The following is an 11,030-nucleotide window of genomic DNA, read 5'->3' as shown; positions in this document are numbered from 1 at the left end:
ATGCAAAAACGCCGCAGCGCTATCCTGAGACAGCGCCGCGGCGTTTGGGAATACGAGTGAGATCAGACGAACTGGCCGAGGCCCGGGATCGCGCCGACGATCGCGCCCATCGCGTCCTCACCGGCCTTCTCGCGGCCGACAGCGAACATTTCCTTCGAGACGCTCTGGATCTGGCCCATGGAGAGGCCGGCGCCCATCAGCTGGCCGCCGAGCGCCATCACGCCGCCGCCACCGCCCATCAGCCCGCCGATCGCGCCGAGCATGCCGCCCTTGGCGCCGCCTTCGGCATCGGCCAGCGCCTGCGCGCCCGGCAGAGCCGCCATCAGCTGGCCGATCTCGGCGGCCGGGCCTTCCTTCTGCAGGAAGGCGAGGATGATGCCGACCGCCTTGCGGGCGAGCTCTTCGTTGATGCCGGCAACCGCGGCCACGCGCGTGAGCAACTCTTCCATGGACCTTAAACCCCTCGCCAAACGGCTTCGCCACGAAGCCTTCAAAAAATAGTTTACATGTTTACGATCTGATTTCCAACGGCCGCGGGCTTCCGCCTTCTGCGTCCTTTGGTTACACCCTTGCCGTACCGGCACGAAACCTTATGGGCGAATTTCAATGGCGAATGACGGCGCGATTCTGATCGGCAAGAGCGGCAAGCCTGAAAACCTCCTGCTGAAGCTCGCCAATCGCCATGGGCTGGTGACCGGCGCGACCGGCACCGGCAAGACGGTGACGCTGCAGGTCATGGCCGAGGGCTTCGCCCGCAACGGTGTCCCGGTCTTCGCGGCCGATATCAAGGGCGACCTGTCCGGCATCGTCGCCCCCGGTGATTCCAAGCCGCCCTTCGTCAACCGGGCCAAGGAACTCGGCCTGAAATACGAGCCGGACCAGTTCTCCACCGTCTTCTGGGACGTGTTCGGCGAGCAGGGCCATCCGGTCCGCGCCACCATCTCCGAGATGGGGCCGCTGCTGCTGGCGCGCCTGCTCGACCTCAACGATACGCAGGAGGGCGTGCTCAACATCGCCTTCCGCATCGCCGACGAGCAGAAGCTCCTCCTGCTCGACCTCAAGGACCTGCGCGCGATCCTGACCTTCATCGCAGACAATGCAAAGGAGCTGACGACGAAATACGGCAACGTCAGCGCGACAACGGTCGGCACCATCCAGCGCGCCTTGCTCGTGCTGGAGAACCAGAAGGGCGATTTGTTCTTCGGTGAACCGGCGCTCGACATCAACGACCTGATGAAGACGGATCGCGACGGCCGCGGCATCGTCAACATCCTCGCCGCCGACAAGCTGATGAACAATCCGCGGCTCTACGCGACCTTCCTGCTCTGGCTGCTCTCCGAGCTGTTCGAGCAGCTGCCGGAGGTCGGCGACCTCGACAAGCCGAAACTCGTCTTCTTCTTCGACGAGGCGCATCTGCTGTTCAACGGCGCGCCCAAGGCGCTGCTGACGGCGGTCGAGCAGGTGGTGCGCCTGATCCGTTCGAAGGGCGTCGGCGTCTATTTCGTCACGCAGAACCCGCTCGATATCCCCGATACGGTGCTGGCCCAGCTCGGTAACCGCGTCCAGCACGCGCTGCGCGCCTTTACTCCGCGCGACCAGAAGGCGGTGCGCGCTGCTGCCGAGACCTTCCGGCAGAACCCGAAGATCAAGACCGAGGAGGCGATCAGCCAGCTCGCCGTCGGCGAGGCGCTGATCTCGATGCTCGAAGGCAAGGGCTCGCCGGAGATGGTCGAGCGCGCCCTGATCGCGCCGCCGATGGCGCAGGTCGGCCCCTGCTCGCCGCAGCAGCGCCAGCAGGCGATCAACGCGTCGCCCGAGAAGGGCAAGTACGAAACCATGGTCGACCGCGAGTCGGCCTATGAGATTTTGATGGCGCGCAAGAACCTCAATCCGGATGGCTCGCCGGTCGAGGCGTCTACCGATGGCGGGGGCGGCGGCATCCTCGACACGATCGGCGGCTGGCTCGGCGGCGGCGCTCCCCAGCAGCGCCCGAAGACCGGGCCGGGTTCGCGCGGCGGGGCATTGCCCCAGAGCATGGCCGAGAAGATCATCACCTCGGCGGCGCGTTCGGCCGCGACCTCGATCGGCCGGCAGGTCGGCACCGCGATCCTGCGCGGGATTCTGGGTTCGATGTCGGGCGGAAAACGCTGAAGGTTGCTTACGGCGTCATTCTCGGGCGGAGCGAAGCGCAGACCCGAGAATCTCGTGACGAGAAGGCGCTGGTTTCAGAGATGCTCGGGGCGACCCTGGGCTCGACGGCGGGTGATCACGCCCCCGTCGCGAAGTCGTAGAGCAGCTTGAGATTCAGCGCGATGATGACCGCAGCGATGATGGCTGCGGTCAGGCTGAGCCAGCGCGGGGCGACGAGCGCGCCCATCTTGGCCTTCGACGCGGTGAACATCACCAGCGGCACCACCGCGAACGGCAATTGCAGGCTGAGGATGACCTGGCTCAGGATCAGGAGCTTGGCCGTCTGTCCCTCGCCATAGATCAGCGTGACGGCGATTGCCGGGATGATGGCGACGAGGCGCGTCACCAGCCGCCGCATCCAGGCCGGCAGGCGGATGCGCAGGAAGCCCTCCATCACGATCTGGCCGGCCATGGTCGCCGTCACCGTCGAATTCAGGCCGCAGCAGAGCAGGGCGATGGCGAAGAGCGATGGCGCGATCGAGGCACCGAGCAGCGGCTGAAGCAGCTCCTGCGCACGGCCGAGCTCGGCGACATCCGTATGGCCCGCCTTGTGGAAGGTCGCGGCTGCGAGGATCAGGATCGACGCGTTGATGAAGAGCGCGAAGCAGAGCGCGACGGTGGAATCGATCGTCGCGAATTTCAGCGCTTCGCGCTTCTCCGGGATCGTTTCGCCATAGGCGCGCGTCTGCACGATGCCGGAATGCAGGTAGAGGTTATGCGGCATCACCGTCGCGCCGATGATGCCGAGTGCGATGTAGAGCATGTTCGGGTTGGTCACGATCTCCGTCGTCGGCGCGAAGCCGCGAATGACCTCGCCCCAGTTCGGATCGGCCAGCGCGATCTGGATGCCGAAGCAGACCGCGATGACACCGAGCAGCGTGATGATGAAGGCCTCGATCCAGCGGAAGCCGCGCGTCTGTAGCCAGAGGATGACGAAGACGTCGAAGGCGGTGATCAGCACGCCGATCTCGAGCGGGATGCCGAAGAGCAGGTTGAGGCCGATCGCAGTGCCGATCACCTCGGCGAGGTCGGTCGCGCAGATCGCGAGCTCGGCAAGCAGCCACAGCGGCCAGGCCATATAGGGCGGATAGGCGTCGCGGCAGGCCTGGGCGAGGTCGCGCCCGGAGGCGATGGCGAGCCGCGCGCAGAGCGACTGCAGGATGATCGCCATCAGGTTGGAGATCAGCGCGACGACGAGCAGGGTGTAGCCGTACTGGGCACCGCCGGCCAGCGATGTCGCCCAGTTGCCGGGGTCCATGTAGCCGACGGCGACCAGATAGCCCGGCCCGAAGAAGGCGAGGAACTTGCGCCAGTTCGACGAGGTCGGCGTCACCTTGATGGTGCGGAAGACATCCATCAGCGAGGGTTCGCCGCGCGATCGAAGCCAAATCGACGAGGATTCGGGAGCGCTTTGCGACATGACGAATCCTTGCTGCAACTTGGTTGCAATAAGGGGTAACGGCTCCGTGCAGGCATGTCAATGCAATTGCAAATGGTTGGCAATTAGGTCCCCGCCGGGCTGGCGGAGCCTGCCCGTCATGCGTGAATAGGAGCTGACGCTTGCACCTGGGCTTGCCATGATGACGTCATCTGAATCGCATCCGATGGCTGCCATGACCAAGCTTCCCGCCATTCTCGCCCGTCTCGACGATGGGCTCGACGCCTCGCTCGATCGCCTCTCAACCTGGCTCGAAATCCCCTCGATCGGCACCGATCCGGCCTATAACGCACAGACCCGCGCTGCCGCCGAATGGCTGCGGGCCGATCTGGAAGGGCTCGGGTTCACGGCGGAATTGCGCGAGACCGGCGGACACCCCGTCGTCCTCGCTCACCGCCCCAAGCCCGGCGCGCCGCATGCGCTGTTCTACGGCCATTACGACGTCCAGCCGGTCGACCCCGTCAGCCTCTGGGATACCGATCCGTTCAAGCCGGTCGTCCGCGAGCTGGAACCCGGCCGCAAGATCATCTCGGCGCGCGGCGCCTGCGACGACAAGGGCCAGGTGATGACCTTCATCGAGGCCGTGCGCGCGACGCTGGCCGAGACCGGCGACCTGCCGATCGGCCTGACCATCCTGGTCGAGGGCGAGGAGGAATCCGGCTCGGTCAATCTTCCCGGTTACATCAAGGCGAATGCGGCTGAGTTGAAGGCCGACTACGCGCTGGTTTGCGACACGGGCATGTGGGACCGCGAGACCCCGCTGATCACCTCGACGCTGCGCGGGATGGTCTATCAGGAGGTCACGCTGACCGCGGCCGATCGCGATCTGCATTCCGGCCTGTTCGGCGGCGCGGCCGCGAACCCGATCCATCTCCTCGCGCGTATCCTCGGCGAGATCCACGACGAGACCGGCCGCATCACCATTCCCGGCTTTTATGAGGGCGTGCACGAGCCGACCAATGCCCAGAAGGCGGAATGGGCCGACCTGAACCTGACCGAGAAGGAATTCCTCGGCCAGGTCGGCTTGAAGCATTCCATCGGCGAGAAGGGCCGGATGCTGATCGAGCAGATTCAGTCGCGCCCAACCTGCGACGTCAACGGCATTTGGGGTGGCTATACCGGCGAAGGCAGCAAGACGGTCATCCCGGGCCAGGCCTCGGCCAAGGTCTCGTTCCGACTCGTTGGCGATCAGGACCCGGCGAAGATCGCCGCCGCCTTCCACCAGTTCATCCGCGAGCGCCTGCCAGAGGACGTGACCGCCGAATTCATCAGCCATTCCGGCTCGCCGGCGCTGGCGGTGCCGGTGGATTCGCCGGTTCTCCAGAAGGCGCGCGTTGCGCTCGCCGAGGAATGGGGCGGGCGCGTCGTCTCGATCGGCAGCGGCGGCTCGATCCCCGTCGGCGGCGATTTCAAGCGCACGCTCGGCATCGACACGCTCTTCGTCGGTTTCGGCCTCGACGACGACCGGGTCCATTCGCCGAACGAGAAGTACGATCTATCCTCCTTCCACAAGGGCCAGCGCTCCTGGGCCCGCATCTTGCAAGCTCTCGGTTCATGAAATCTGTCTGTGTCTTCTGCGGTTCCAATCCCGGCAATGACCCCGTCTATGCGGCGGGCGCCCGCGCCATGGGCGCGGAGATCGCCCGGCGCGGCCTGACGCTGGTCTATGGCGGCGGTGCGGTCGGCCTGATGGGCATCGTCGCCAATGCCGCGATGGAGGCCGGCGGCCAGGTCCACGGCGTCATTCCCAAGGCGCTGAAGGACAAGGAGGTCGGCCATGTCGGGCTGACCCGGCTCGAGGTCGTCGACACCATGCACACGCGCAAGGCGCGCATGGCCGAGCTCTCTGACGGCTTCATCGCCATGCCTGGCGGCATCGGCACCTTCGAGGAACTGTTCGAGATCTGGACCTGGGGGCAGCTCGGCATCCACGCCAAGCCGCTCGGCCTGCTCAACGTCGCCGGCTTCTACGATCCGCTCGCGACCTTCCTCGACCGCACCGTCGAGGCCGGCTTCCTCAAACAGAACCACCGGGCGATGGCGATGACCGACACCGAGCCGGCGACCCTGCTCGACCGGATGCAGAACTACGTGCCGGCCGCGACCTACAAATGGATCGAGAAGGAGCAGGCCTGACGCTTCTCGGGCGATGCATCTCAGGATTGTAGGAATTTTGTCCTTGACATCGCGACGCTGATCCGGTAGAGATCAGGAACGCTCACGAAATCTGCCCGAACGAAGCCGCCGCGCTCTCCAGCCGGCGGCTTTTTCGTGCCTGTCATCGGGAAGGACGCGATGGCCGAAGACGACGAGACAACGCCGCAGCTGGCCGCCGGGCCGAAGTCGAAACGGAAGACGATCTCGCGCAGGGCGGTGGTGGGCCAGCTCTGGCGTGCCGCCAAGCGCCAGATCGACAGCCATGAAGAGCATCTCGCCGACCTGCCGAAAGGCACGACCGCGAGCGAGGCCGACGCCAAGGCGCTGGCCGTGCTCGCCCGCACCGTGCGCGAGCTGGTCGCGATCGAGGAGCCTCCGGCCACGAGGAAGGACAAGCGCACGGATGACCCTTCCGCTGCCGACGATCTGCGACATGTCGCACAGCTCCGTCAGGATCTTGCTCGACGTCTTGAAGCGCTGGCCGCTCAAGACGCGGGTGAGAATTCTCAAGAAGCTGATGCCGACGGCGACAGCGGATGACGTCGAGCTCATTCGCAGTACCTGGGAGATCTGGGCACGCCCCGATCAATTGCCGCCCGAGCCGCTGAAGCCGATCTGGCTGGTGCTGGGCGGGCGAGGGGCCGGCAAGACCCGCACTGGCGCAGAGTGGGTCAAAGGCATGGCGCTGGGCCATCCGCCCTTCGCGGAGATGCCGACGGAGCGGATCGCCCTGGTCGGCGAAACGCAAGCGCAGGTCCGTGACGTGATGATCGAGGGCGTCTCCGGATTGCTCTCGATCCATGCGCGCTGGGAGCGGCCAACCTGGCAGCCTTCGCTGCGCCGCCTGCAATGGTCGAACGGCGCGATCGCGCAGGTCTTCACCGCCGAGGACCCGGAGGGCTTACGCGGCCCGCAATTCGGTGCCGCCTGGTCCGACGAACTGGCCAAGTGGCCGAATCTTGGGGAGTGCTGGGACATGCTGCAATTCGGCCTGCGCCTTGGCGATCATCCCCGCCAGGTCGTGACGACGACGCCGCGCCCGCTGCCATTGGTGAAGCGCCTGCTGGTCGAGCCGCATGTCGCAGTGAGCCGGGCGCGGACGCAGGACAACCGCTACAATCTCGCGGCAGAGTTCGTCCGCACGGTCACGCAGACCTATGGCGGTACGCGGCTCGGCCGGCAGGAACTCGACGGCGAGATCGTCGAGGAAAGCCCGGACGCGCTCTGGACGCGGGCCATGATCGAGGCGGCCCGCGAGCGCGAGAAGCCGGCGCTGGCACGTATCGCGGTCGCTGTCGATCCGCCCGCCACCTCCTCGCAGCGGGCGGACCGCTGCGGGCTCGTCGTCGCCGGCGTCGACCATGACGGCATCGGCCATGTGCTGGAGGATGCGACATTGGCCGGCGCGCGGCCGCAGGAATGGGCGGAGCGGGCGGTCGCGCTCTATCGCCGCCATGAAGCGGATGCGCTCGTCGTCGAGGTCAATCAGGGCGGCGAGATGGTCGAAAGCATCATCCGCGAGGTCGATGCCGGCGTGCCCGTCATTTCGGTGCGGGCAACGCGCGGCAAATATCTCCGCGCGGAGCCGGTCGCTGCGCTCTATGCGCAGGGACGGGTGCGCCATGCCGGGGCCTTTTCCGCGCTCGAAGATGAGATGTGCGCCTTCGGGCCGCGCGGCCTCGAAACCGGCCGCTCGCCGGACCGGCTCGACGCACTCGTCTGGGCGCTGACCCATCTGATGCTGGCGCCGAAGGCCCGGCCGCGGGTGAGGGGCATCTGATGCGTCATTCTCGGGCGGCGTGAAACGCCGACCCGAGAATCTCAGGACGAGAAGGCACTGGTTTCCGAGATGGTCGGGTCAAGTCCGACCATGACGGCAGATCGTTTCACGCTCAAACAGCGAGACATCCATGTTCGATTTTCTTCGCAGCCTGCGCGGCCTCGCCGCGCCGGGCCAGAAGCGCTCGCGCGTCGGGCCGCTGATCGCGCTGCACGAGGCGGGGCGCGCTGTCTGGACGCCCCGCGACTATGTCGCGCTTTCGCGGGAGGGCTATGAGCGCAATCCGGTCGTGCATCGCTGCATCCGCCTCATCGCGGAGGCGGCAGCGCAGACGCCGCTCGTCGCCAAGGTGGGTTCGCGCGAGATGCCGGATCATCCGGCGCTCGCCCTGATCGAACGGCCCAATCCGCGCCAGGGCGGCATCGCCTTCCGCGAGATGCTGGTCGGGCACCTGCTCGTCGCCGGCAATGCCTATGTCGAGGCGGTCAGCGCAGGCCGCGAGCCGCGCGAACTCTATGCGCTCCGGCCCGACCGGATGCGCGTCGTGCCTGGTCGCGACGGCTGGCCTGAAGCCTATGACTACACGGTCGGCGGCGACACAGTGCGTTTCCGCCAGGACGAGGGTGGCCTGCCGCCGATCCTGCATCTGACGCTATTCCACCCCGTTGACGACCACTATGGCCTGTCGCCGATCGAGCCGGCGGCGGTCGCGCTCGACATCCACAATGCCGCTGGTAGCTGGCACAAGGCCCTGCTCGACAACGCTGCGCGCCCCTCGGGCGCCCTGGTCTATGACGGCCCGGAAGGCGCGACGCTGACCGATGCGCAGTTCGAGCGGCTGAAGCAGGAGCTGGAGGACTCGTTCCAGGGCGCCCGCAATGCCGGCCGGCCGCTCCTGCTCGAAGGAGGGCTCGATTGGAAGCCGCTTTCGCTGACGCCGGCTGAGCTGGATTTCGTCGCTGCCAAGGGCGTGGCGGCTCGCGAGATCGCGCTCGCTTTCGGCGTGCCGCCGCTGCTGCTCGGCCTGCCCGGCGACAACACCCACGCCAATTTCGCCGAGGCTAATCGTGCGCTCTGGCGCCAGACCGTCATTCCGCTGGTGCGCCGCACCGCGCAGTCCCTGGCGCAATGGCTTGGGCCCGCCTTCGGCGACGAGTTGGTGCTGGAGCCCGATCTCGACGCCATCGAGGCGCTGGCCGAGGAGCGTGAATCGCTCTGGCGGCGGCTCGGTACTGCGGCTTTCCTCGACGAGGACGAGAAGCGCGAGGCCGTCGGCTATGGCCGGCGCGCCTCCGGGAAGGAGGCCTCATGAACATGCTCGAACAGGTCGTCGCGGCCTTCGTCGGCCGCGCCGATGTTGGCCATCTCGGCCTGCTGCTCTGGGCAGCGAGCGCTTCGGGGCTGGCCTGGCTCGTCCTGCGCGAACTGACCGCAGCCAACCGGCGCTTCGATGATTTCGTCCGCGAGCTCAATCGCTTCAACGCACGCCACGAGGGGGACCCTTCATGAAAGGCAGAAACGGCGCGGCCAAGCCGCCGCCAAAGGCTCCCGCACGGCCCACCCGCGCGGGCGGGGCGTCACGCAGCGGCGCGCCCGTCGAGACCTTCAGCCGTTTTGTCCGTCAGCTTGCGAAGCTTGAGGACGAACGGACGAAGGGCGGCAGGGACGGCGGGGAGGGCGATCGATGATGCCGCGCAGCCCGGCCCGCGCCTCGTTCGCATCCAAGCTGCTGCCGCTCCCGCCGGCCCGGATCGGGCTGGACGGCGTCTTCGAAGGCTATGCCAGCCTCTTTCGCATTCCCGATCTCGGCAAGGACATCGTCGAGCCCGGCGCTTTCCGCGAGAGCCTGCAAAAGCGCGGGCCGGGCGGCGTGAAGATGCTCTGGCAGCACGACCCGGCCGAGCCGATCGGCCGCTGGTCGAGCCTGATCGAGGATAGCCGCGGCCTGTTCGTGCGCGGTCGGCTCTCGCTCGCGGTTGCCCGCGCCCGCGAGCTCCATGCGCTGATGCGCGACGGGGCGATCGACGGGCTCTCGATCGGCTTTCGCCACGAGAAGGCCCGCACCGAGCCGCGAACCGGCCTGCGCCGGCTCGAACGCATCGATCTCTGGGAGGTGTCGATCGTGACCTTCCCGATGCTGCCCCAGGCCCGGATCGCTGTCGTCAAGGCGACGCGGCCCTCCGCCTTCATCTGACCCATCACCCGAGGAGAGACCATGAGCCATCTAAACACCGCGCCCGAGACCAAGGCCGCCGGCGGCGATCTCGCGCTGGCTTTCGAGGACCTGCGCTACACGCTGGAGAATTACCGCGCCACCAACGAGGAGCGCCTCGCCGGCCTGGAGGCGCGCCAGAGCGTCGATCCGCTGACCGAGGAGAAGCTCGTCCGCATGGATGCGGCGCTTGACGACACCATGCGTCGCATCGACCGGCTGACGCTGGAGCGCTCCCGCCCGGCACTCGGTCAGGACGGCCCGCGCGATCCGCTGACGGCGGAGCACAAGGCGGCTTTCGCGTCCTATGTCCGTACCGGTGAGGCCGGCGGCCTGAAGCGGCTGGAATCCAAGGCGCTCTCCGCCGGCTCCGGCCCGGATGGCGGCTATCTCGCCCCGGCCACCGTCGAGGGCGAGATCCTGCGCCGCCTCGCCAATGTCTCGCCGATCCGTTCGCTCGCCACGGTTCGCACGATCTCGTCGGGCACCTACAAGAAGGCTTTCTCGACGACTGGCCCGGCCTCCGGCTGGGTGGCCGAGACGGCGGCGCGGCCGCAAGGCGCTTCGCCGACCTTGGCCGAGCTCTCCTTCCCGGCGATGGAGCTCTACGCCATGCCGGCGGCGACGCAGACCCTGCTCGACGATGCCATCGTCGATATCGACCAGTGGATCGCCGAGGAGGTCGAGAGCGCCTTCGCCGAGCAGGAAGGTGCTGCCTTCGTCACCGGCGACGGCGTCGACAAGCCCAAGGGCTTCCTAGCCTATCCGACGGTCGCAGACGCCTCCTGGAGCTGGGGCAATATCGGCGTGCTCAATACGGGCGTGGCTGGCGCCTTCCCGGCCTCGAACCCCTCCGACGTGCTGGTCGACCTCGTCTATGCGCTGAAGGCGGGCTTCCGCCAGAACGCTTCCTTCGTGATGAACCGCAAGGTCCAGGCGACGGTCCGCAAGTTCAAGGACGCCAATGGCCACTATCTCTGGCAGCCCCCGGCCTCGGCCGGCGCGCCGGCGACGCTGCTCGGCTTCCCGCTGGCTGAGGCGGAGGACATGCCGAACATCGCCAACAACGCGGTCTCGATCGCCTTCGGCGATTTCCGACGCGGCTATCTGGTCGTCGACCGGGCCGGCGTGCGCATCCTGCGCGATCCCTATTCCGCCAAGCCCTATGTGCTGTTCTACACGACCAAGCGCGTCGGCGGCGGCGTTCAGGATTTCGCCGCGATCAAGGGCCTGAAGTTCGCCGTCTAGGGCTG

The 11,030-nt window shown here is 67.1% G+C and carries 11 protein-coding genes; 9 read left to right on the top strand and 2 right to left on the bottom strand.

Annotation, left to right across the window (positions count from 1 at the left end; genetic code table 11):
• Positions 1-62: 62 nt before the first annotated feature.
• Positions 63-449, bottom strand: a complete 387-nt coding sequence (locus AC3WMA_RS03700; RefSeq protein WP_336809463.1) for a DUF2267 domain-containing protein — start codon at positions 447-449, stop codon at positions 63-65.
• 157 nt (positions 450-606) lie between these two features.
• On the opposite strand from AC3WMA_RS03700, the gene AC3WMA_RS03695 reads away from it, so the two are divergent.
• Positions 607-2,151 carry a helicase HerA-like domain-containing protein gene (locus tag AC3WMA_RS03695; RefSeq protein ID WP_492284045.1) on the top strand — a complete coding sequence of 515 codons (1,545 nt, stop codon included), beginning with the start codon at positions 607-609 and terminating at the stop codon, positions 2,149-2,151.
• A gap of 115 nt (positions 2,152-2,266) precedes the next feature.
• On the opposite strand, the gene AC3WMA_RS03690 is transcribed toward AC3WMA_RS03695, so the two are convergent.
• The gene (locus AC3WMA_RS03690; RefSeq protein WP_492284044.1) at positions 2,267-3,610 is read right to left on the bottom strand and encodes an Nramp family divalent metal transporter; all 1,344 of its coding nucleotides are present in this window, start codon (positions 3,608-3,610) and stop codon (positions 2,267-2,269) included.
• A gap of 193 nt (positions 3,611-3,803) precedes the next feature.
• Here AC3WMA_RS03690 and AC3WMA_RS03685 point away from each other — a divergent pair, with 193 nt between their 5' ends.
• The 8 genes from AC3WMA_RS03685 (at position 3,804) to AC3WMA_RS03650 (ending at position 11,025) form a co-directional block, all read left to right on the top strand.
• Positions 3,804-5,186, top strand: a complete 1,383-nt coding sequence (locus AC3WMA_RS03685; protein ID WP_492284043.1) for a M20/M25/M40 family metallo-hydrolase — start codon at positions 3,804-3,806, stop codon at positions 5,184-5,186.
• Positions 5,183-5,764 carry an LOG family protein gene (locus tag AC3WMA_RS03680; RefSeq protein WP_199087584.1) on the top strand — a complete coding sequence of 194 codons (582 nt, stop codon included), beginning with the start codon at positions 5,183-5,185 and terminating at the stop codon, positions 5,762-5,764. The genes AC3WMA_RS03685 and AC3WMA_RS03680 overlap by 4 nt, the downstream gene beginning before the upstream one ends.
• Positions 5,765-5,923: 159 nt before the next feature.
• Entirely contained in the window at positions 5,924-6,325 is a 402-nt protein-coding gene (locus tag AC3WMA_RS03675) for a hypothetical protein (protein WP_492284042.1), read from the top strand.
• Positions 6,303-7,565 (top strand): DNA-packaging protein, encoded by a 1,263-nt coding sequence (locus AC3WMA_RS03670; protein WP_492284041.1) that lies wholly within the window; start codon positions 6,303-6,305, stop codon positions 7,563-7,565. The genes AC3WMA_RS03675 and AC3WMA_RS03670 overlap by 23 nt, the downstream gene beginning before the upstream one ends.
• A 130-nt stretch (positions 7,566-7,695) precedes the next feature.
• Positions 7,696-8,877, top strand: a complete 1,182-nt coding sequence (locus AC3WMA_RS03665) for a phage portal protein (RefSeq protein WP_492284040.1) — start codon at positions 7,696-7,698, stop codon at positions 8,875-8,877.
• Positions 8,874-9,074 (top strand): hypothetical protein, encoded by a 201-nt coding sequence (locus AC3WMA_RS03660; protein WP_170843290.1) that lies wholly within the window; start codon positions 8,874-8,876, stop codon positions 9,072-9,074. Before AC3WMA_RS03665 ends, AC3WMA_RS03660 begins: the two co-directional genes overlap by 4 nt.
• Before the next feature lie 175 nt (positions 9,075-9,249).
• Entirely contained in the window at positions 9,250-9,759 is a 510-nt protein-coding gene (locus AC3WMA_RS03655) for an HK97 family phage prohead protease (RefSeq protein ID WP_492284039.1), read from the top strand.
• Positions 9,760-9,780: 21 nt separating this feature from the next.
• The gene (locus AC3WMA_RS03650) at positions 9,781-11,025 is read left to right on the top strand and encodes a phage major capsid protein (protein ID WP_492284038.1); all 1,245 of its coding nucleotides are present in this window, start codon (positions 9,781-9,783) and stop codon (positions 11,023-11,025) included.
• Positions 11,026-11,030: the final 5 nt, after the last annotated feature.

The organism is Allobosea sp. FW305-C-101, from assembly GCF_058783685.1.
The sequence above is the reverse complement of the archived record's forward strand: the minus strand, read 5'-3'. Positions and strand labels throughout refer to the sequence as shown.

Bases quoted from the DNA above. Each gene is read 5' to 3' on its own strand.
- AC3WMA_RS03700 (WP_336809463.1), bottom strand. From the start codon at position 449: ATGGAAGAGTTGCTCACGCGCGTGGCCGCGGTTGCCGGCATCAACGAA.
- AC3WMA_RS03695 (WP_492284045.1), top strand. From the start codon at position 607: ATGGCGAATGACGGCGCGATTCTGATCGGCAAGAGCGGCAAGCCTGAA.
- AC3WMA_RS03690 (WP_492284044.1), bottom strand. From the start codon at position 3,610: ATGTCGCAAAGCGCTCCCGAATCCTCGTCGATTTGGCTTCGATCGCGC.
- AC3WMA_RS03685 (WP_492284043.1), top strand. From the start codon at position 3,804: ATGACCAAGCTTCCCGCCATTCTCGCCCGTCTCGACGATGGGCTCGAC.
- AC3WMA_RS03680 (WP_199087584.1), top strand. From the start codon at position 5,183: ATGAAATCTGTCTGTGTCTTCTGCGGTTCCAATCCCGGCAATGACCCC.
- AC3WMA_RS03675 (WP_492284042.1), top strand. From the start codon at position 5,924: ATGGCCGAAGACGACGAGACAACGCCGCAGCTGGCCGCCGGGCCGAAG.
- AC3WMA_RS03670 (WP_492284041.1), top strand. From the start codon at position 6,303: ATGCCGACGGCGACAGCGGATGACGTCGAGCTCATTCGCAGTACCTGG.
- AC3WMA_RS03665 (WP_492284040.1), top strand. From the start codon at position 7,696: ATGTTCGATTTTCTTCGCAGCCTGCGCGGCCTCGCCGCGCCGGGCCAG.
- AC3WMA_RS03660 (WP_170843290.1), top strand. From the start codon at position 8,874: ATGAACATGCTCGAACAGGTCGTCGCGGCCTTCGTCGGCCGCGCCGAT.
- AC3WMA_RS03655 (WP_492284039.1), top strand. From the start codon at position 9,250: ATGATGCCGCGCAGCCCGGCCCGCGCCTCGTTCGCATCCAAGCTGCTG.
- AC3WMA_RS03650 (WP_492284038.1), top strand. From the start codon at position 9,781: ATGAGCCATCTAAACACCGCGCCCGAGACCAAGGCCGCCGGCGGCGAT.